Raw genomic sequence first — 19,920 nt, 5'->3', positions numbered from 1 at the left:
TGTCCACAGCCGCCGTCGGCTCGGCGAGGGCGCCGGGGAGAGCGAGGCGTCGGTTCTCGCGACAACCGACAGACCACGGCGTCGGTTCTCGCGACAACCGACACACCACGGCGTCGGTTGTCGTGACAACCGACAGACCACGGCGTCGGTTGTCACGGAAACCGACAGGGGCGGGTCAGAGGCGGGCGAGGAGGGCGCGGACGGCGGGCAGCAGGGGGCGGTCGGCGGGGATCCAGTCCAGCGCCGCCAGCTCGTCGGCGGTCAGCCAGCGCAGCTCGGCGTGCTCGTGGGCGGTGATCTGCCCGCCGTCGACGACCCGCGCCCACCACACCCGCAGCGTCGAGGCACCGGGCAGCCCGCCGGCGACCACGCCGTCCAGCACCACCTCGCCGAGGAACGCCTGCGGGGCGACGGTCACGCCCAGCTCCTCGCCGATCTCCCGCACGAGCGCGTCGAGGTCGTCCTCCCCGGGCTCGACCTTGCCCCCGGGGAACTCCCAGCAGCCGTCGTAGGGCCCGCCCGACCGCTGCGCGACGAGCACCCGGTCGCCCTCGACCAGCGCCGCGCCCACCACCTGGACGACGTCGAGCGCGCGGCGGGCGGCCGCGGCCGCGTAGGCGTCCAGGTGCGCCCGCATGGCACGCAGGATGCGGCGGCGCAGCAGCCGGTCGAGTCCCCAGCGGAGCGGCGCGGGCAGGGACGTCGACCAGTCGACCTGCTCGTCGACGAGGGTGCCGGCGCCGGTGGGGGTGAACCGGCGGGAGTGGGTGAGCCAGCGCCACCCGCGGCCGGGCCCGATCGCGTAGACGTCCCGCGCCGGCCGCACCGACACGACCTCCTCCAGCGGCGTCGGCCAGGGTCGGCCGAGGGCGCGCGCGACGTCGAACGCCACGGTCAGCGGCGCCTCGACCAGCGTGGTGAAACGCAGCTGCGACACCCGATCAGGGTCCCAGACCAGGAGCTCCGGCCCATCCCACGGCAGGATGACCCTCGTGCGCATCACCGCCCGGGTCGACTACGCCGTCCGTGCCGCCGTCGAGCTGGCCGCGGCGGCGCCGGACGCGCTCACCTGCGACCGGATCGCGACCGCCCAGGGCATCCCCTCCCGCTTCCTGCAGTCGATCCTCGGCGACCTGCAGCACGCCCGGCTGGTGACCAGCCAGCGCGGCCGCGAGGGCGGCTACCGGCTGGCCCTGCCCCCGGAGGAGGTCTCGATCGCCCGGGTGATGCGGATCGAGCAGGGGTTCCTCGCCGAGGTGCACGGCCAGCGCCCGGAGGACGTCGAGTACCCCGGGGCCGCCGGGTCGCTGGCCGACGTGTGGGTCGCCGCCCGGGCGTCCTACCGGCGGGTGCTGGAGGAGGTCACCCTCGCCGACGTCGTCGCGGGCAAGCTCCCCGCCGCCGTGGCCGAGCTGACCGCGCTCGAGGAGGCGTGGCGCTCGTTCGGGGACGACCCGGCCCAGTGACGCCCCCGGGTCCTGGGCGAGACTGGCGGACATGACAGGCACGCAGCGACCGGGTGTCACCGTGTTCCTCACGGGGCTGTCCGGCGCGGGGAAGTCCACGATCGCCGACGCCCTGGTGGCCTCGCTGGAGGCCGAGGGCCGGCCGGTCACGGTGCTGGACGGCGACGTCGTGCGCACCCACCTCTCCAGCGAGCTGTCCTTCACGCGCGAGCACCGCGACCTCAACATCCGCCGGATCGGGTTCGTCGCCGGCGAGGTGGTCAAGCACGGCGGCACGGTGGTCGTCGCGGCCATCGCCCCCTACGAGGCCGCCCGCGAGGAGGCCCGCGCCCTGGTGGAGAGGAACGGCCGGTTCCTGCTCGTGCACCTGTCCACCCCGCTGGAGGTCTGCGAGGACCGCGACGTCAAGGGTCTCTACGCCCGCGCCCGGGCCGGCGAGATCCCCGGGTTCACCGGCATCGACGACCCGTACGAGCCGCCCGCCCGCGCCGAGCTGGTCATCGACACCTCGGTCACCCCGCTGGCCGACTCCGTCGCCCGCATCCGCGCGGCCATCGACGAGGAGTCCGCCGCCGTCGCCTGACCGGTGGCGACCGAGTTGTCTGGGTCACAGCACCAGATCGGTGGACTTATGGGAGACTGGATCCCGTGACCGACCGCGGGCAGTTCCTCGTCGCGCGGCGCCACATCGACCTGGCGCGCGTGAGCAGCGCCGTCTGTCGCCCCGCGCGCTGACTCCCGGTCCCGCGCAGCGCCGCTGCGCCCTCCGATCTCGCAGCGCCCTCCCGTACCCGGCCGCGGTGCCGTGCGGACAGGCGCAGAAGGAAGTGCCCTCGTGACCTCCTCCACCCGCACGAGCAGCCGGCCTCAGCGTGGTCAGGGCCAGTGGGCTCTGGGCTACCGGGAGCCGCTGAACCCGAACGAGCGGATGAAGAAGGACTCCGACGGCCTCGACGTCCGTCAGCGCGTCCTCGACATCTACGCGCACACCGGTTTCGGCGGCATCGACCCCGGGGACCTGCGCGGCCGGATGCGCTGGATGGGCCTCTACACCCAGCGGGCCCAGGGCATCCCCGGCGGCAAGACCGCCGTCCTGGAGCCCGAGGAGCTCGAGGACTCGTACTTCATGATGCGGGTCCGCACCGACGGCGGGGCCCTGACCAGCGCCCAGCTGCGGGCCATCGGCGGCATCAGCACCGACTTCGGCCGCGACGTCGCCGACGTCACCGACCGGCAGAACATCCAGTACCACTGGATCCGCATCGAGGACGTCCCGGAGATCTGGCGGCGGCTCGAGGCGGTCGGCCTCACCACGACCGAGGCCTGCGGCGACACCCCGCGCGGCATGCTCAACTGCCCGCTGGCCGGCGTCCTCGAGGACGAGGTGCTCGACGCCAGCGACGTGATGGCGCAGACGGTCGCGAAGTACGTCGGCAGCCCGGAGTTCAGCAATCTGCCGCGCAAGTGGAAGACGTCGATGTCCGGGTGCGTCGACCACTGCACCGAGCCCGAGATCGACGACGTCTCCTTCGTCGGCGTGCGCAACGAGGCGGGCGAGGCCGGCTACGACCTCTGGATCGGTGGCGGGTTGTCGACCAACCCGATGTTCGCCCAGCGGGTCGGCGTCTTCGTCCGTCCCGACCAGGTGACCGAGGTGTGGGCCGCCTGCACCTCCGTCTTCCGCGACTACGGCTACCGCCGGCAGCGCACCCGCGCCCGCATCAAGTTCCTCATGGCCGACTGGGGCCCGGAGAAGTTCCGGCAGGTCCTAGAGGAGGAGTACCTCCACTCCCCGCTGCCCGACGGCCCGGCCGCCGCACCGCCCAAGCACGACCAGCGCGACCACGTCGGCGTCGCCAAGCAGAAGGACGGCGCCAACGCCGTCGGCTTCGCGCTGCGCACCGGCCGGATCAGCGGCTCCCTGCTCACCCGGATCGCCGACCTCGCCGACGAGTACGGGCAGGGGCGGACCCGGACGACGACGCAGCAGAAGATGGTCATCCTCGACGTCCCGGACGAGCGGGTCGAGGAGCTGGTCACCGCGCTGTCCCGGCACGACCTGCTGGTGCGCCCGAGCGCGTTCCGCCGCGGCACGATGGCCTGCACCGGCCTGGAGTTCTGCAAGCTCGCGATCGTCGAGACCAAGCAGCACGCGCAGGACCTCTACGCCGAGCTGGAGAAGCGGCTGCCGGACTTCGACGTGCCGATCGGGATCAACGTCAACGGCTGCCCGAACAGCTGCGCCCGGTTCCAGACCGCCGACATCGGTCTCAAGGGCTCGATGGTGCGCGACGACTCCGGCGAGATGGTCGAGGGCTTCCAGGTGCACCTGGGCGGTCACCTCGGCGTCGAGGCGTCCTTCGGGCGCAAGTTCCGGGGGCACAAGGTCACCAAGGCCGAGAGCGCCGACTACTGCGAGCGGGTGCTGCGCGGGTACCTCCAGCGGCGCGAGCCGGGCGAGGGCTTCGCCGCCTACGTCGCCCGCGCCGAGGAAGCCTGGCTGCTCTGACATGGACGAGGAGCCGACGGGCCGATCGAGCCGGCAGCTGCCGGTCTTCTGCTGCCCGTACTGCGGCGACGAGGAACTGACACCCCACGGGGACGGAGGTGAGTGGCACTGCGCCGCCTGCCTGCGGACCTTCACCGTGCGACTCACCGGGACTGGAGTGCAGCACCCATGACGATCGCCCTGCGTCCGACACCGCTGCTGGCGAAGGCGGCCGACGGCTGGTTCGCCGACATCGCCGACCCGGTGGAGCAGGCCCTCGCGGTGCTGCGCTGGGCCGGGGACACCTTCGGCGAGGACTTCGCGATCACGTCGTCCATGGCCGACGGTCTGCTCGCGCACCTGGCGAGCGAGGCCGTGCCCGGCGTCAAGGTGGTCTTCCTCGACACCGGCTACCACTTCGCCGAGACCATCGGCACCCGCGACTGGATCACTTCGGTGCTGCCGATCACCTTGGTGAACGTCACGCCGCCGCAGACCGTCGCCGAGCAGGACGCCCGGTACGGCGCGGAGCTGCACCAGCGCGACCCGGACCTGTGCTGCTCGCTGCGCAAGGTCCAGCCGCTGGCGGAGGTGCTGTCGGGCCTGGTCGCGTGGGGGTCGGGCGTGCGCCGCGACGAGTCGCCGACCCGCGCCGGGACGCGCGTCGTCGAGTGGGACGCGAAGCGGGAGATGGTGAAGGTCAACCCGCTCGCCGCGTGGACGCAGGACGACGTCGACACCTACATCGCCGAGCACCAGGTGCCGGTCAACCCGCTGCAGGAGATCGGCTACGCCTCCATCGGCTGTGCGCCCTGCACCCGGCCGGTGGCCCCGGGCGAGGACCCGCGCGCCGGGCGCTGGGCCGGCCGCGGCAAGACCGAGTGCGGCCTGCACCTCTGAGGAAGGACCCCGTCCTCCCCACCCTTCGCGAGCTCAGGGCGAGCCTCGGGACGGGGCCGACGCCGCGGGGCCCTGGAACGAGGCCGTCCAGCGCGGCAGACTGACGGCCGTGCCCCGACCGCCGCGCCTGTCCCCCGACGAGATCGCCGCTGCGCTGTCCGGCCTGCCGCTGTGGTCGGGGGACGGCGACGGGCTGCGCCGCAGCGTCGAGCTGCCCGGCTTCCCGGACGCCGTCGCCGCGCTGGTCCGCATCGGCTTCGTCGCCGAGGAGCTCGACCACCACCCGGACGTCGACCTGCGCTGGCGGACCCTGCACCTGACGCTGGCCAGCCACTCCGCCGGCGGGGTCACCGACCTCGACGTCCAGCTCGCCCGCCGGATCGACGCCCTCCTCCCCGGCTGAGGCGGCGGTCCCCTCTCAGGGCTGGACCGGCAGCACCAGGAGACGGAGCAGCCGGTCGGCCTCGGCGTCCGGGTCGTCGGTGAGCCCGGTGTGCACCGGCCCCGGCTGGACGACGGTGCTGCGCGGGGCCGTGAGCCAGCGGAAGCGCGACCCCAGCGCCTCGCGACCGGCCGCGCCCGACGCCGGGTCGGCCGCGCAGACGTCGGCGGCCACCTGCAGCGCCCGCCGGATGGCCTCGGCGTCGGCGGTCGGGTCCAGCGCGTGCAGCCGGGCCACGTCGAGGTGCACCCGCGAGCCCAGGTAGTCGCGCTGCCGGCAGTAGACGAGGACTCCGGCGTTCAGCGACTCCCCGCGGTCCACCCGCGGCACCACGCGGAGCACGGCGTACTCGAAGGTCTCGCGCTTCACTGCTGGCTCATCCCCTCGGGCGGCGGGCCCAGCCAGGCCGGCCGGTTCTCCCCGCGCGGCGCCCGGCGGCGCGACCCGCCCGCGGCGGCCGCGGCCACCAGCGGGGGCAGCCACGCGTCGCGGGCGGCCAGCCGGGACAGCAGCTGGTCGGCGTAGCGGGCGCGGACGGCGTCCGGCTCGTCGTCCGGCGAGGGGCCCTCCAGCCAGTCGTCGGGGACCTGCGCCAGCACCCCCGCGAGCAGGTCGGCGGTGACCCGGGGCGCCAGGGCGGCGTCGGCGGCCCGCACGTGCGGCTCGCAGTCGATCAGCGCGTGCTGCGCGGCGTCGTAGGGCCGGGCCACCGCGGCGGCGGCGCCGGGCCAGTTGTGGTGGAACGTCAGCGCGGCCCCGTGGTCGATCAGCTGCAGCCGGCCGTGCCAGAACAGCATGTTCGGGTTCCGCCAGGAGCGGTCGACGTTGCCGATCAACGCGTCGAGCCACAGCACCCGGCCGGCCAGCTCCGGCTCCACCGTCGCGACGCCGGCCTCGAAGTCGAGGGCGCCGGGCAGGTAGTCCAGGCCGAGGTTGCGGCCGGCGGAGCGCTGCAGCAGCTCCTGCACCTCGACGTCGGGCTCCCCGACCGCGAGCTCGGGCGCCACGTCGACGGTGACCAGGGCGGGCACCGGCAGCGACAGCGCGCGGGCCAGCTCGCCGCACACGACCTCGGCGACGAGGACCTTCACGCCCTGCCCCGCGGCCCGCCACTTGACCACGTAGGTGCCCAGGTCGTCGGCCTCCATGAGCCCCGGCAGCGAGCCACCCTCGCGCAGCGGGGTGACGTAGCGGGTGGCGGTGACGGCGGGCAGCACAGTGGCCGCGACCCTACCGGCGGGCCCGCCGGGGAGACTGCGGGTGTGGGCCTCCTCCGTGCGACCTCCCCCGCCGACCTCGCCGCCGCGCCGTTCACCTACGCCGAGGTCGGCGGCACGCGGGACGCCGAGCTGCCGGCCGGCTACGACCACGTCGAGCGCTCGGTGGTGGTGGGGCGCGGCGAGGCGGTGTTCGAGCGGGCCGTCGCGGCGGTCTTCGACTGGCGGGCGCAGCGCGGCGTCGGGCTGCGGGTGCGGGCGACCGGGCCGGCGTCCGAGCCCGGGACCGTCGTCGTCCTCACCGCCGGGCTGCCCCGGCCGGGCTACGACATCCCCTGCCGGGTGGTGTGGGCGCAGACGGAGGGCGCCGAGCGCGGCTTCGCCTACGGCACGCTGCCCGGCCACCCGGAGAGCGGCGAGGAGGCGTTCCTGGTGCGCCTGGAGCCCGGCGGCGACGTCGTCTTCCGGCTGCGGGTCTTCGCCCGGCTGGCCTCGCCGCTGGCCCGCCTGGGTGGGCCGGTCAGCACGCTGGTACAGCGCCTGGCGACGGCGCGGTACCTGTCGGCGATCCGGTCCGCCGCGCGCGGCTAGACGTCCCGGCGCTCCAGCAGCACGGCGCCGATCGCCCAGGCACCCAGCGCCCACGTCGCGCACACGACCAGCCCGACCGACCAGGAGGCGGCCCCGACCAGGAAGGCGTCCTCGCCCACCCGCAGCGCGGGCATGGCCTCCCCCAGCCGCTCGCTCCACTCGGCGCCGTCGGCGGCCAGGATCACCGGCACGACCAGGACCAGCGCCAGGCACAGGCCCACCCCGCCGGCGGTCGACCGGAGCATCGTCCCGGCGGCCACCCCGAGCACGGCGAGGGCGACCGCGCTCAGCACCTGCAGGCCGAGGGGCCGCAGCACCGACGGGTCGGCGAGGTCCACCCCGCCGGGCACGGCCGTCTGCAGCCGGGCGGCGAGGGCGCAGCCGACGGCCAGGACGGCGGTCAGCACCGCGACCAGCACCCCGACGACGACCGTCCGGGCCACCTGCAGCCGGGTGCGCCGCGGAACCGCCGCGTACGAGGCGACCGCCATGCCGGTGGTGTGCTCCCCCGCCCCGACGAGGACGCCCAGGACGACGACCACGACCTGCCCGAAGCCGAATCCGGTGAGCGCCGTGGCGACGGCGACCCCGGCCGTCGGTGCCCGGTCCGCGACCGACGCCGCCAGCCAGCTGAACGCCTGCACGACCACCACGTAGACGGCGCTGCACCACCACGTCGAGCGCACCGTGCGCAGCTTGGTCCACTCGCCGCGCAGCACCGCGGAGAACGGGACCCCGCGGCTCACCGGGCCACCGCGCGGTACTCGACGTCGTCGCCGGTCAGCGCGAGGTAGGCCGCCTCCAGCGAGACCGTGACCGGGGCGAGCTCGTGCACCCGCACCCCTGCGGTGAAGGCGACGTCGCCGACCGCGGCGGTGTCCACGCCCTCGACCCGCAGCGCGCCGTCGACCTCCAGGGACACCCTCGCCCCCGCCTCCCGCAGCGCGGCCGACAGGAGCGGCGCCTGCGGGCTGCGCACCCGCACCGCCGCGTGCCGGCCCAGCAGGTCCGGAACGGACACGTCGGCCAGCAGCCGCCCCCGGCCGAGGACGACGAGGTGGTCGGCGGTGTCCTCCATCTCGCTCATCAGGTGGCTGGACACCAGCACGGTGCGGCCCTCGTCGGCCAGCCCGCGCAGCAGCTGGCGCACCCAGCGGATGCCCTCGGGGTCCAGTCCGTTCACCGGCTCGTCGAGCAGCAGCACCTCCGGGTCGCCCAGCAGCGCCGCGGCGATGCCCAGGCGCTGCCCCATCCCGAGGGAGAAGCCCCGGACCCGCTCGTAGGCGACGCTGCCGAGGCCGACCAGCTCGATCACCTCGTCCACCCGCCAGCGGGGCAGCGCGTTGCTCTGGGCGAGGGCGAGCAGGTGGGCGTGCGCCGTCCGGCCGGGGTGGCGCGCGGAGGCGTCGATGAGCGCGCCGACCCGCCGCATCGGGTGGTCGAGCTGCCGGTAGGGCACGCCGAGCACGGTCGCCGCCCCGGCGGTGGGACGGGTCAGGCCGAGGACGCAGCGCATCGTCGTCGTCTTGCCCGAGCCGTTGGGGCCGAGGAAGCCGGTGACCCGGCCGGGCTCGATGCGGACGGTGAGGTCGTCGACGGCCACCCGGTCCCGGTACTCCTTGGTGAGGCCGTCGAGCTCGATCACGGCGCCCAGCATGGCGACCGTCAGGCCGCCCGTGCGGGAGGCACGGCCGGGTCAGGCCCCGGCGGCCGCCCGCTCCCGCTCGATGAGCTCCTTGCTGCGCACCAGACGCAGGAAGGTGACCACCACCAGGCCGCCGACGACGTTGAGCAGCGTCGTGTACCAGAACCAGGCCAGCCAGTCGCCGTAGCCGTAGGGCGCCCCGGCGTGGATGGCGCCGAAGAGGATCAGCGAGTCGAGGATCGAGTGGAACAGCACCAGCCCGGCCAGGAGGAACGCCCCCGCGACGGACGCGGCGAGCTTGCCGGCCTCCGAGGTCGCGCCGTGCTGCATCCGGGTCATCAGCGTGATGAAGGCGCCGGCCAGCAGCGCCAGGCACACCGCCGTGAGGTCCAGCGGGGCGTCGACGAAGGTGCGCCCCGACTCGATCGCGGTCGCGCCGAGCGGCGGCAGCGCGTGCACGACCAGCCACATCACCAGCCATCCGCCGACCAGGTTGGCCACCAGCGTCCCCGCCCACAGCTTGGCCAGCTGCCCCGCGCTCGCCCGGCCGGCGACCACCGCGGTCACCGGCACCAGGAAGCCCTCGGTGAACAGCTCGCTCTTGGCCAGCATCAACGCGACGAACCCGATGCTGAACGCCAGGCCGGCCAGCAGGTGGCTGCCGGTCTCGGCGTAGACGGCGAGCATCGCCACCACGCCGGTGGCCACCTCCAGCCCGCCGGCCAGCCCGGTGGTGAGCACCTCCCGCCAGGACCGGTGCAGCCGCTGGGCGCCCTCGTCGACGATCCGGTCGAAGGCCTCCACCACCTGGTCCTCGGCGGGCGCGTCGGTCTGGCCCAGCTCCTCGCGTACGGACTGCGCCACGGCGCTCCCTCCTGGACAGACCCCCTGCGGGACCGGCGGGGGGCCTCTACCCGGCGCCGGGCCGCCGCACGCCGGTCCCGGGGAGGATGGGCGGCATGACCACGCGACGGCTGGCGACGCTGCACGTCTGGGGGGTGCCGACCCGGTCGGTGCCGGCCGCGCTGCTCCGGATGGCCGCCGACCGGCGGCCGCTGCGGCGCGCCCCGGGGCTGCGGTTCGCCAAGTTGCTGGGCACCGGCAGCGGGCGGACGTTCACCGTGCGGGACGCCGACCCCCGCCGGTGGGCGCTGCTGGCGGTCTGGGACGACGCCTCCGCCGCCGCGGAGTTCGAGCGCGGGGACGTCGTCCGCCGGTGGCAGCGGATCGCCGACGAGCAGTGGACCGCCCGCCTGCGGCCCCTGTCGGCCCGCGGCCGCTGGTCGCGGGAGGAGCCGTTCGGCCGGCCCTGGCCGCAGCGGTGGGACGGCCCGGTCGTCGCGGTCACCCGCGCCCGGCTGGTCCCGCGCAAGGCGCTGGCGTTCTGGCGCGCCGTCCCCCCGGTGTCGGCCGACCTGAACACCAGCCCGGGGCTGCGGCTGGCGCTCGGCATCGGGGAGGCGCCGATCGGCCTGCAGGGCACCGTCAGCGTCTGGGACTCCGCGGCGGCACTGAACGCCTTCGCCTACGACCGCGCGGCGCACGTCGAGGTGGTCCGGCGGACCGCCCAGGAGGGCTGGTACGCCGAGGAGCTGTTCGCCCGCCTGGGCCTGCTGGCAGCCGAGGGGACGGTGGACGGCCGCGATCCGCTGACCTGAGGGTCAGAGCCGACAGGTCAGGTGGATCTCCTCGCGGTCGTCCCCCGGCGCCACCCGGATGGCCCCCGGCATGCGGCCGAACTCGCGGTAGCCGAGCCCCTCGTAGAACGCCTCGATGCCGGTGCCACCGCGCACGGTCAGGTGCAGGAACTCCAGGCCGCGCTCGCGCGCGATGTCGTGGACGCCGGTCATCAGCACCCGGCCCAGCCCCTGGCCCTGCCGGTCGGGGTGCACCTGCACCCGCAGCACGGTGGCCCAGTGCGTCCGCAGCGGGCTCATCGGCAGGGACAGGACGGCGAACCCGGCGACCGCGCCGTCCACCCGCAGCAGCGCGATCAGCTCCCGACCCCGGTGCACCCGCTCGACCACCGCGTCCAGGTGCGGCGCGAGGTCCGCCGTCGTCACCGGGGGGACGAAGCCGACGGCCCCGCCGGCGTTGCTGACGTCGGTCCAGCAGGCCAGCAACCGCGAGCGGAGCTCCTCGTCCACGGCCACGATCGGCGAGACCTCGGTGTGCATGGCGACGATTCTCCCGGCCGACGCCGCCGGCCCGGGACGCGGGCAGGTCCCGTCTGGCCGGTGGATGTGACGTGGCTCACAGCCGCAGCCTCGGCGCACACGGTGACGAAACGCCCCGGTACCGGATCGTCCGGTCGCCGCGCCTCATCCCCCGCGGCTAGCGTCCGGCTGTCCGGGGGGAGATGCACGACGCAGCGCCGGGAGTGGCGATGGCCCGCAGGGCAGCAGCAGTGGTGACCACGACGGTCCTCGTGGGACTGGTGCCGGGCACGGCGGTCGCCGACGACCGCGGGGACCTCGGCGGCGAGCCCACGCCGGGGGCGCCCGGGATCGGGGACCCCTACTTCCCGTTGGACGGCAACGGCGGCTACGACGTCGAGGAGTACGACCTCGACCTGCGCTACGACCCGGCCACCGACGTCCTGTCGGGGACGGCGACGGTCGAGGCGGTGGCCACCCAGGCGCTGTCGGCCTTCAACCTCGACTTCGCCGGCCTGGAGATCTCCGCGCTGGAGGTCGACGGTCGGACGGCCGCGTACACCCGCGCGGAGGGCGAGCTCACCGTCACGCCCGAGCGCCCCCTGCGCGAGGGCGACGAGTTCGCCGTCACCGTCAGCTACTCCGGGGTGCCCGCGACGATCCAGGACCCCCTGATCGGGCCGTCGGGGTTCATCCACACCGACGACGGCGCGCTGGTCGTGGGCCAGCCGGACGTCGCGGCCACGTGGTTCCCGGCCAACGACCACCCGCGCGACGCCGCCTCCCTCACGGTCGCGATCGCCGTCCCGGAGGGACTGGAGGGCATCTCCAACGGGCGACTGGAGGACACCCGGACCCGCGACGGCTGGACCACCTGGACCTGGCGGGCCCGCGAGCCGATGGCCCCCTACCTGGCCACGCTGGCGGTCGGCGAGTTCGAGATCGCCGCCTACGAGGCCGACGGGATCCGGTTCTGGGACGCGATCGACCTCGACGCCGCCGCCGTTCCCTTCCCGGACCCGAACGCTCCCCCGCCGGCGGAGGCGCCGGCGGCGGTACCGGTCGTCGACCAGGTCCGGGCGTCGTTCGCGCGGCAGCCGGAGATCCTCGAGTTCCTGTCCGGCTCCTTCGGGCCGTACCCCTTCCGCACCTCGGGCGGGATCGTCGACGCGGTGCCCGACCTGCTGTTCGCGCTGGAGACCCAGACCCGGCCGGTCTACTCGCCGGGCTTCTTCCTGGACCCGGTGTTCGGCGACGTCGTCGTGGTCCACGAGCTGGCGCACCAGTGGTACGGGGACTCCGTCCGGCTGGCCGCCTGGCAGCACATCTGGCTGAACGAGGGCTTCGCGTCCTACGCCGAGTGGTTGTGGCTGGAGCACCAGGGCATCGCCACGGCGCAGCAGCAGTTCGACGCGCTCTACAACGACGCGCCCCCGGAGTTCTGGCAGGTGGCCATCGGCGATCCGGGCACGGCCGCGCTCTTCGACGCCGCCGTGTACAACCGCGGGGCGATGACGCTGCACAGCCTGCGCCAGGTGGTGGGCGACACGACCTTCTCCCAGATCCTCGAGGAGTGGGCCACGTCCCGGGCGGGCGAGGCGGTCACCACCGACGAGTTCATCGCGCTGGCGGAGGAGCTCTCCGGGCGGCAGCTCGACGACCTGTTCCAGGCCTGGCTGTTCACCCCGGAGCGACCGGCGCTCGGCTGAGCAGCGGCCGGCCCCGGCGCCTCCTTCCGCGCGGGGGCCGGGGCCCGGTAGCGTCAGGGGCTCGGCGTACCCCACGCCGGACCCTCTGACCGGGAGCCCACGCCTCCGGCCGTGCGAGGGCAGAGGGGATCAGGTCCTCGGGGCACCCGAACTGCGGCAGACGAGCCCTCTCCGCTGCGGCCGGGTCCGGCGACGCGTGGGGTCGGACGGACCCACGCCGCCGAGGGAGCTCCCGATGACCCGCCACAAGCACCTCAAGGCTGCCGTCCGTGCCCGCATGGCCCGGACCGGCGAGCCCTACACGACCGCGCACCGGCACCTGACCGCGTCGCTGCAGCCGCCCGCCGAACCCGCCGTCGGCGGCGCCCGCCACCACGACAGCGCCCTGCTCACCCACGTGCTGGCCGCGGCCGGCGTCGTCGCCGACACCGACGGCCGGCCGCTGTCCGAGGAGGTCGTCGCGGGCCTGGCCGGGGGCATCGGCTTCATGTACTTCTCGTTCTCCTACGCCGACTCGCTGCCGACGATGACGATCGTGCCGCGCGCCCACCCGCGGCCGTTCCTCCCGGGCGCCCTGGAGCGGGCGGGGGTCGCCCACCGGGTCGTCGAGACCACCAGCGCGGCGAAGGCGGCCCGCGAGCTCGACGCCGCACTGGCCGCCGGGCGCACGCCGATCTGCACGGTCGACCGCGCGCTGCTCCCCCACCAGGTCTGGGCCGACGACCTCCCGGGTGCGGCGCCGCACGACGTGGGCCTGCTCGGGCGCGCGGAGGGCACCGTGCTGCTCGACGACGACTGCCTCGCGCCGATCCCGCTGCCCGAGGGCGTGTTCGCCGCGGCCCGTTCGGGTCACCGGCCGAGCAAGCAGCGGATGCTCGTGGTCGAGCCGGACGACACCCCGGTCGCGCTGGCCCCGGCGGTGCGGTCCGCCCTGGCGGGCACCGTCCACGACCTCACCGAGGACGTCATGGCCGGCAACTTCGCGGGCAACTTCGGCCTGCGCGGCCTGGCGAAGTGGGCCGACGCCGTGGCCGACCGGCGCGGGAGGTCCGGCTGGGCGCGGCTGTTCGGCAGCGGCCCCGCCTTCGGGACGGCGATGCGCCGGCTGCACGACTGCCTCACCACCGACCACTCCTCCCCCGGGGCGATGCGGCCGCTCTACGCCGACTTCCTCGACGAGGCGGGGGCCGTCCTCGACGCCCCGGCGGCTGCCGCGTGCGCCCGGCTGTACCGCCGATCCGGGGAGCTGTGGACGCGGATCGCCGACGAGGCCGCCGGCGGGGTCATGGCGCCCTACCGCGAGCTGGCCGAGCGGCGACTGGAGCTGCTGCTCGACCAGGGCAGTGCGGCCGCTCCCGAGATCCAGGACCTCGCGCGCCGGGCGCGGGCCCTGACCGAGCAGCTCGACGTCGCCGAGGCCGACCGGCTCGCCCAGCTGGACCGCCTCGCCGGCCTGGCCGCCGAGGTGCTGGCCGTGGAGCGCGAGGCCTGCGCCGCCCTGGCGGTGCTGGCCGCCGGGTGAGCCGGCGTCCCGGCGGCGCTGGCCGCCGGGTGCGGCACGGCCCCGGAGGGCGGTGCCGCACCCGGCCGCTCAGCCGCTGGGGCCGAAGCGCTCCACGCGGATGTCCTCGGCCGGGACGCCCGTGCCGACCAGCAGCTGGCTGGCCGCCTCGGCGAAGGGCGCCGACCCGCACACGTAGGCCGTCTGCCCCGGCTCCCACAGCGGCACGAGGTCGGCGGCGGTGAGCCGGCCGGCCGGGCGGATGCCGTGCGGCTCGCGGGTCGTGACCACCAGTGCGCCGGCCGCCACCAGCTCCTCGGCGTAGGGCAGCCCGGCCAGGGTGCGGGTGGACACGGCGATCCGCAGGAGGTCGGTCCGGCCGAGCGCCCGGGCGGTGCGGAGCATGGCGACGAACGGCACCACCCCCGTGCCGCCGCCGATCAGCAGCGCCGGCCCGTCGCCCTCCCACACGAACCAGCCGCCGATCGGGCCGCGCACCGCCAGCTCGTCGCCCGGCTCGACGACGTCGGCCAGGAAGGTGGAGACCTCGCCGTCCTCCAGCCGCTCGACGAACAGCTCGACCAGCGGGTCGCCCGGCGCGGAGGCCACCGAGTAGGAGCGCTGGGCGGTGTAGCCGTCCGGCGCGGTCAGCCGGACCACGTAGTGCTGCCCGGCCAGGTGGTCGACCCGGTCGGCGACGTCCAGGCGCAGCCGCACGCCGCGCTCGACCGGGTGGTCGACGCCGGCCACGGTCGCGGTCCGCCAGCCGCCGGTCGGCGCGTGAGGGTGGTCTGACGGCCTCGGCGCAGGGTCCCGCCGCGAGCTCGCGAGCGGCGGGGGGCGGCGAGGTCCTTCGTCAGTCACCCTGGTAGCGCTGCTCGCGCCACGGGTCGCCCCGGTCGTGGTAGCCGTTCTGCTCCCAGAACCCCGGCTGGTCCCGCTCCATCAGCGTCAGCCGGGTGACCCACTTGGCGCTCTTCCAGAAGTAGAGGTGCGGCACCAGCAAGCGCACCGGCCCACCGTGCTCGACGGGCAGCGGCCCGCCGTCGTACTCCCAGACGACCCACGCCTTGCCGCCGGTGACGTCCTCGAGCGGGAGGTTGGTGGTGTAGCCGGTCTTCGACGTCGCCATGACGAAGTGCGCCTCGGCGGTGGGCCGGGCCGCCTCCAGCAGGGTGTCGACGCTGACCCCGGCGAACCAGGTGTCGAACTTCGACCACGTGGTCACGCAGTGGATGGCCCCGCGGTACTCCGAGCGGGGCAGCCCGTGGGCCTCGTCCCAGCTCCACGTGGTGGGTGACTCCACCCGGCCGTCGACGGTCATGGTCCACGTCTCGGGCGCGATCCGCGGGGTGGGCTCGGCGGTCAGCACCGGCCAGGTGGGCCCGGTGTCGTACTGCCCCGGCGGGAGACGGGGATCGCGCTGGTGCCGGCGGCCCAGGAAGCCGCGGGTGGGTCCGGTCATTGGACGGTTCCTCCCGTTGGGGGCCCGGTCGAGGCGCCGCGCGGCGACCTCGGCGCAGGGTAGCGAGTTAGGGCGGCCTTACGAGAGCTGATTCACCTGCCGTTAACGTGGCCGCGGACACGGTACGGACTTAGCTTTGTGCCCGTGGTGACGGTGACGCAGTCGGGCCAGCGCAGGACGCCGAAGGCCGCGAAGACCAGCTCGGTCTTCAAGAAGGTGGTGATGGCGGTCAGCGGCATCATCCTGGTGCTCTACCTGATCGCGCACATGATCGGGAACCTCAAGGCCTTCGGCGGTCGTGAGTCCTTCAACCACTACTCCGAGTGGATCCGCACCATCGGCGAGCCCGCCGTCCCGGCACAGACGACGCTGTGGATCATCCGGGTGGTGCTGCTGGTGGCCGTGGTCGCGCACTTCGTGGCGGCCGTCCTCCTGTGGCGGCAGGCCAAGCGCGCCCGCCCGAACGGGTACGTCACCAAGAAGGCGGTGGCGCAGAGCTACGCCTCGCGCACCATGCGCTGGGGCGGTGTGATCGTCCTGGCCTTCGTCATCTACCACATCCTCGACCTGACGCTGGGCGTGGCGAACCCCGACGGGACCGGCACCACGCCCTACGACCGGCTCGTCGCCGGGTTCAGCAACCCGCTCGTCGTCGCCTTCTACGCCATCTCCCTGATCCTGCTGGGCATGCACCTGCGCCATGGCATCTGGAGCGCTACGCAGACGCTGGGGCAGAGCAACAAGCGACGGGAGCGCACGGTCAGCCTCTTCGCGCTCGCGTTCTCGATCGTCCTGATCGGCGGCTTCCTGCTCGTGCCCTTCTCGGTCCTCTTCGGGCTCATCGACTAAGGAGCTCCTGCGATGCCCCTCGACCTCTTCACCGTCGGCGACCCGATCGCCGACACCAAGGCACCGATGGACGTGCCGATCGGCGAGCGCTGGAGCACCCGCCGCTTCCGCGGCCGGCTGGTCAACCCGGCCAACCGCCGGAAGATGACCGTCATCGTCGTCGGCACCGGCCTGGCCGGCGGCTCGGCCGCCGCGACGCTCGGCGAGGCCGGCTACAAGGTCAAGTCCTTCTGGTACCAGGACAGCCCGCGCCGCGCGCACAGCGTCGCAGCGCAGGGCGGCATCAACGCCGCGAAGAACTACCGCAACGACGGCGACAGCGTGCACCGGCTGTTCTACGACACCGTGAAGGGCGGCGACTTCCGCTCCCGCGAGAACAACGTCCACCGGCTGTCCGAGGTCAGCGTCAACATCATCGACCAGTGCGTGGCCCAGGGCGTCCCCTTCGCCCGCGAGTACGGCGGCCTGCTGGACAACCGCTCGTTCGGTGGCGCGCAGGTGTCGCGGACCTTCTACGCCCGCGGCCAGACGGGCCAGCAGCTGCTCTACGGCGCCTACCAGGCGCTGGAGCGGCAGATGGCGGCCGGCAACGTCGAGCAGTTCGCACGGCACGAGATGCTGGACCTGATCGTGGTCGACGGCCGGGCCCGCGGCATCGTCGCCCGCAACCTGGTCACCGGCGAGGTCAGCACGCACATGGCCGACGCCGTCGTCCTGGCCACCGGCGGGTACGGCAACGTCTTCTACCTGTCCACGAACGCCAAGGGCTCCAACGCCACGGCGATCTGGCGGGCGCACAAGCGGGGCGCCTACTTCGCCAACCCCTGCTACACGCAGATCCACCCGACCTGCATCCCGGTCAAGGGCGACTACCAGTCCAAGCTCACGCTGATGAGCGAGTCGCTGCGCAACGACGGCCGCGTGTGGGTGCCCAAGGAGCGCGGCGACACCCGCGACCCGCGGGAGATCCCCGAGGGCGACCGCGACTACTACCTCGAGCGCATCTACCCCGCGTTCGGCAACCTGGTGCCCCGCGACATCGCCTCCCGCCAGGCCAAGAACGTGTGCGACGAGGGCCGCGGCGTGGGCCCCGGCGGCCTGGGCGTGTACCTGGACTTCTCCGACGCCATGCAGCGGCTCGGCCGCCCGGCGATCGAGGCCAAGTACGGCAACCTCTTCGACATGTACGCCCAGATCACGGGCGAGGACCCCTACGAGACGCCCATGCGGATCTACCCCGCCGTGCACTACACGATGGGCGGCCTGTGGGTCGACTACGACCTGCAGTCGACGATCCCCGGCATGTTCGTGATCGGTGAGGCGAACTTCTCCGACCACGGCGCCAACCGGCTCGGCGCCAGCGCGCTGATGCAGGGCCTGGCCGACGGCTACTTCGTGCTACCGGCGACCATCACCGACTACCTGGCCGACGCCCCGTTCGAGAAGATCGACGACAGCCACCCGGCCGCGGCCGAGGCGCTGCGCGGGGTCCAGGATCAGGTGCAGCGGATGCTCGACATCAACGGCAACCGCACCCCGGCGTCCTTCCACCGGGAGCTCGGCCGGCTGATGTGGGACCTCTGCGGCATGGAGCGGTCCGAGGAGAGCCTGCGCAAGGCGCTGGACCGGATCCCCGAGATCCGCCAGGAGTTCTGGACGAACCTCAAGGTCTCCGGCGACTGGACCTCGATCAACCCGACCCTCGAGCACGCCGGCCGGGTCGCCGACTTCATCGAGCTCGCCGAGCTCATGTGCGTCGACGCCCTGCACCGCAACGAGAGCTGCGGCGGGCACTTCCGCGCCGAGAGCCAGACCCCCGAGGGCGAGGCCCTGCGCGACGACGACAACTTCGCCTACGTCGCCGCCTGGGAGTGGACCCCTCAGGGCACCCCCCCGGTCCTCCACCGCGAGGACCTCGAGTACGAGTACGTCCACCTCGCCCAGCGGAGCTACAAGTGACAGTCACCCACGAGGGCGCCCACTCCACCGTCGGCGCCACCGACGCGACCGGCGAGAAGCGCGGCATGACCCTGACCCTGCGGATCTGGCGCCAGAAGGGCCCCACGGTCAAGGGCAGGATGGTGACCTACAAGGTCACCGACATCTCGCCGGACATGTCGTTCCTGGAGATGCTCGACGTCCTCAACGAGCAGCTCATCCTCTCCGGCGACGAGCCGGTGGTCTTCGACCACGACTGCCGCGAGGGCATCTGCGGCAGCTGCGGCCTGATGATCAACGGGACGGCGCACGGCCGTGGCATCTCCGGTGGTCCCACGACCACCTGCCAGCTGCACATGCGCAAGTTCTCCGACGGCGACGTCATCGACATCGAGCCGTGGCGGGCCACCGCCTTCCCGGTGATCAAGGACCTCGCCGTCGACCGGAGCGCGCTCGACCGGATCATCCAGTCCGGCGGCTACGTCAGCGCCCCGACCGGCACCGCGCCCGAGGCCCACTCGATCCTCGTCCCGAAGAAGGACTCGGACGCGGCGTTCGACGCGGCCACCTGCATCGGCTGCGGCGCGTGCGTGGCGGCCTGCCCCAACGCGTCCTCGATGCTGTTCACCTCGGCGAAGGTGGCCCACCTCGGCCTCCTGCCGCAGGGGCAGCCCGAGCGCAACGACCGCGTGGTCAACATGGTCGCCCAGCAGGACCGTGAGGGCTTCGGCGGCTGCACCAACATCGGCGAGTGCTCGGCGGCCTGCCCCAAGGGCATCTCGATGGAGAACATCTCCCGGCTCAACCACGACCTGCTCGGCGCCCTGCGCGCCGGGGCGCGGCCGAAGAGCTGAGAGAGGGCCCTTCTGCCCCCCACCGCTCGCGAGCTCGCGGCGGGGCCCCTGCAGAAGGGCCGAGCGGGCGGGGATCCCCAGGGGGGTCCCCGCCCGCTGCCGTCCCCGGTCCCGGGTGGACCCTGCTGAGTTCGGTGTGCGAACCTAGCGGGGTGACCACCGAGCAGACCGCCGTCCCGACCACGCCGGCCGAGTGGGGCGAGCCGCGCTCGCGCACCGTGACCTGGTACGACCCGATGATCGCCGCGGCCGGCGGGCTGGAGCGCTCCGGCCTGGAGACCCTGCAGGCCCTGCGGGACGGCGTCCTGCCCCCGCCGCCGATCGTGCCCCTCATGCAGATGGACCTGGTCGCGGTCGAGGAGGGGCGGGTCGAGTTCAGCTGCGCGGTCGACGAGTCGGTCTACAACCCGATCGGCGTCGTGCACGGCGGGCTGGTCTGCACGCTGCTGGACACCGTGGCCGGGTGCGCGGTGCACTCCACGCTCCCCCGCGGCCTGGCCTACACCTCGATCGAGCTCAAGGTGAGCTACCTGCGCGCGGTCCACGCCGACCGGGGGCCGCTCACCGCGGTGGGCCGGGTGGTGAAGCCCGGACGACGGGTCGCCTTCGCCGAGGGCGAGGTCCGCGACGCGTCCGGCGCCACCGTGGCCACCGCGTCCAGCTCCCTGCTGGTCTTCCCGATCCCGGTCTGACGGCCGG

At 74.1% G+C, this 19,920-nt stretch carries 23 protein-coding genes; 14 read left to right on the top strand and 9 right to left on the bottom strand.

Annotation, left to right across the window (positions count from 1 at the left end):
• Positions 1-175 precede the first annotated feature (175 nt).
• On the bottom strand, positions 176-937 hold the full coding sequence (locus tag PGN05_RS12675) for a (deoxy)nucleoside triphosphate pyrophosphohydrolase (RefSeq protein WP_419752905.1): 762 nt from the start codon (positions 935-937) through the stop codon (positions 176-178).
• A 46-nt stretch (positions 938-983) separates the two neighbouring features.
• Here PGN05_RS12675 and PGN05_RS12670 point away from each other — a divergent pair, with 46 nt between their 5' ends.
• The 6 genes from PGN05_RS12670 (at position 984) to PGN05_RS12645 (ending at position 5,257) form a co-directional block, all read left to right on the top strand.
• Positions 984-1,466 (top strand): RrF2 family transcriptional regulator, encoded by a 483-nt coding sequence (locus PGN05_RS12670; protein WP_419752904.1) that lies wholly within the window; start codon positions 984-986, stop codon positions 1,464-1,466.
• Between the two features lie 31 nt (positions 1,467-1,497).
• Positions 1,498-2,049 carry an adenylyl-sulfate kinase gene (gene cysC / locus PGN05_RS12665; protein ID WP_419752903.1) on the top strand — a complete coding sequence of 184 codons (552 nt, stop codon included), beginning with the start codon at positions 1,498-1,500 and terminating at the stop codon, positions 2,047-2,049.
• A 65-nt stretch (positions 2,050-2,114) separates the two neighbouring features.
• The gene (locus PGN05_RS12660) at positions 2,115-2,201 is read left to right on the top strand and encodes a putative leader peptide (RefSeq protein ID WP_419752951.1); all 87 of its coding nucleotides are present in this window, start codon (positions 2,115-2,117) and stop codon (positions 2,199-2,201) included.
• Between the two features lie 100 nt (positions 2,202-2,301).
• Positions 2,302-3,975: a nitrite/sulfite reductase gene (locus tag PGN05_RS12655; RefSeq protein WP_419752902.1), complete on the top strand. Its 1,674-nt coding sequence runs from the start codon at positions 2,302-2,304 to the stop codon at positions 3,973-3,975.
• Positions 3,976-4,143: 168 nt separating this feature from the next.
• Complete coding sequence (locus PGN05_RS12650; RefSeq protein WP_419752901.1) at positions 4,144-4,854, top strand: phosphoadenylyl-sulfate reductase; 711 nt, start codon at positions 4,144-4,146, stop codon at positions 4,852-4,854.
• Between the two features lie 109 nt (positions 4,855-4,963).
• Positions 4,964-5,257 carry a 4a-hydroxytetrahydrobiopterin dehydratase gene (locus tag PGN05_RS12645; protein ID WP_419752900.1) on the top strand — a complete coding sequence of 98 codons (294 nt, stop codon included), beginning with the start codon at positions 4,964-4,966 and terminating at the stop codon, positions 5,255-5,257.
• Between the two features lie 15 nt (positions 5,258-5,272).
• Here the strand turns inward: PGN05_RS12645 and PGN05_RS12640 are convergent, their stop codons facing one another.
• Both PGN05_RS12640 and PGN05_RS12635 read right to left on the bottom strand, forming a co-directional pair.
• Positions 5,273-5,665 carry a DUF3037 domain-containing protein gene (locus PGN05_RS12640; protein ID WP_419752899.1) on the bottom strand — a complete coding sequence of 131 codons (393 nt, stop codon included), beginning with the start codon at positions 5,663-5,665 and terminating at the stop codon, positions 5,273-5,275.
• Positions 5,662-6,513, bottom strand: a complete 852-nt coding sequence (locus tag PGN05_RS12635) for a HipA family kinase (RefSeq protein ID WP_419752898.1) — start codon at positions 6,511-6,513, stop codon at positions 5,662-5,664. The genes PGN05_RS12640 and PGN05_RS12635 overlap by 4 nt, the downstream gene beginning before the upstream one ends.
• 45 nt (positions 6,514-6,558) lie before the next feature.
• Between PGN05_RS12635 and PGN05_RS12630 the strand changes: the two genes are divergently transcribed.
• Positions 6,559-7,104: a DUF1990 family protein gene (locus PGN05_RS12630; RefSeq protein WP_419752897.1), complete on the top strand. Its 546-nt coding sequence runs from the start codon at positions 6,559-6,561 to the stop codon at positions 7,102-7,104.
• On the opposite strand, the gene PGN05_RS12625 is transcribed toward PGN05_RS12630, so the two are convergent.
• From PGN05_RS12625 to PGN05_RS12615, 3 genes are read right to left on the bottom strand one after another with little or no spacing between them, the layout of a single operon-like run.
• Positions 7,101-7,850: a hypothetical protein gene (locus tag PGN05_RS12625; RefSeq protein WP_419752896.1), complete on the bottom strand. Its 750-nt coding sequence runs from the start codon at positions 7,848-7,850 to the stop codon at positions 7,101-7,103. The two genes, PGN05_RS12630 and PGN05_RS12625, sit on opposite strands and share 4 nt — an antisense overlap.
• Positions 7,847-8,749: an ABC transporter ATP-binding protein gene (locus PGN05_RS12620; protein WP_419752895.1), complete on the bottom strand. Its 903-nt coding sequence runs from the start codon at positions 8,747-8,749 to the stop codon at positions 7,847-7,849. Before PGN05_RS12620 ends, PGN05_RS12625 begins: the two co-directional genes overlap by 4 nt.
• A 51-nt stretch (positions 8,750-8,800) precedes the next feature.
• The gene (locus tag PGN05_RS12615) at positions 8,801-9,613 is read right to left on the bottom strand and encodes a formate/nitrite transporter family protein (protein WP_419752894.1); all 813 of its coding nucleotides are present in this window, start codon (positions 9,611-9,613) and stop codon (positions 8,801-8,803) included.
• 95 nt (positions 9,614-9,708) lie between these two features.
• Between PGN05_RS12615 and PGN05_RS12610 the strand changes: the two genes are divergently transcribed.
• A complete protein-coding gene (locus PGN05_RS12610) occupies positions 9,709-10,407 on the top strand; it encodes a monooxygenase (protein WP_419752893.1) in 699 nt (232 codons plus the stop codon).
• 3 nt (positions 10,408-10,410) lie between these two features.
• Here PGN05_RS12610 and PGN05_RS12605 read toward each other — a convergent pair whose 3' ends face one another.
• A complete protein-coding gene (locus tag PGN05_RS12605) occupies positions 10,411-10,926 on the bottom strand; it encodes an N-acetyltransferase family protein (RefSeq protein ID WP_419752892.1) in 516 nt (171 codons plus the stop codon).
• A gap of 233 nt (positions 10,927-11,159) precedes the next feature.
• On the opposite strand from PGN05_RS12605, the gene PGN05_RS12600 reads away from it, so the two are divergent.
• On the top strand, positions 11,160-12,614 hold the full coding sequence (locus PGN05_RS12600; protein WP_419752891.1) for a M1 family metallopeptidase: 1,455 nt from the start codon (positions 11,160-11,162) through the stop codon (positions 12,612-12,614).
• Between the two features lie 235 nt (positions 12,615-12,849).
• Positions 12,850-14,136, top strand: a complete 1,287-nt coding sequence (locus PGN05_RS12595) for a DUF4872 domain-containing protein (protein WP_419752890.1) — start codon at positions 12,850-12,852, stop codon at positions 14,134-14,136.
• Positions 14,137-14,205: 69 nt separating this feature from the next.
• Here the strand turns inward: PGN05_RS12595 and PGN05_RS12590 are convergent, their stop codons facing one another.
• Positions 14,206-14,865 (bottom strand): FAD-binding oxidoreductase, encoded by a 660-nt coding sequence (locus PGN05_RS12590; RefSeq protein ID WP_419752889.1) that lies wholly within the window; start codon positions 14,863-14,865, stop codon positions 14,206-14,208.
• Between the two features lie 106 nt (positions 14,866-14,971).
• Positions 14,972-15,580 (bottom strand): sulfite oxidase-like oxidoreductase, encoded by a 609-nt coding sequence (locus PGN05_RS12585; protein WP_419752888.1) that lies wholly within the window; start codon positions 15,578-15,580, stop codon positions 14,972-14,974.
• A 144-nt stretch (positions 15,581-15,724) separates the two neighbouring features.
• Here PGN05_RS12585 and PGN05_RS12580 point away from each other — a divergent pair, with 144 nt between their 5' ends.
• From PGN05_RS12580 to PGN05_RS12565, 4 genes are all read left to right on the top strand, one after another.
• Entirely contained in the window at positions 15,725-16,429 is a 705-nt protein-coding gene (locus PGN05_RS12580; protein ID WP_419752887.1) for a succinate dehydrogenase cytochrome b subunit, read from the top strand.
• 12 nt (positions 16,430-16,441) lie between these two features.
• The gene (locus PGN05_RS12575) at positions 16,442-18,388 is read left to right on the top strand and encodes a fumarate reductase/succinate dehydrogenase flavoprotein subunit (protein ID WP_419752886.1); all 1,947 of its coding nucleotides are present in this window, start codon (positions 16,442-16,444) and stop codon (positions 18,386-18,388) included.
• Positions 18,389-18,453: 65 nt separating this feature from the next.
• Positions 18,454-19,221, top strand: coding sequence for a succinate dehydrogenase/fumarate reductase iron-sulfur subunit (locus PGN05_RS12570; RefSeq protein ID WP_419752950.1), 768 nt, complete (start codon positions 18,454-18,456; stop codon positions 19,219-19,221).
• 152 nt (positions 19,222-19,373) lie between these two features.
• Positions 19,374-19,913 (top strand): PaaI family thioesterase, encoded by a 540-nt coding sequence (locus PGN05_RS12565; RefSeq protein ID WP_419752885.1) that lies wholly within the window; start codon positions 19,374-19,376, stop codon positions 19,911-19,913.
• Positions 19,914-19,920 lie beyond the last annotated feature (7 nt).

The organism is Geodermatophilus sp. CPCC 206100 (assembly GCF_048569675.1).
GTDB lineage: Bacteria > Actinomycetota > Actinomycetes > Mycobacteriales > Geodermatophilaceae > Geodermatophilus.
This window is presented reverse-complemented; position numbering and strand designations above follow the sequence as displayed.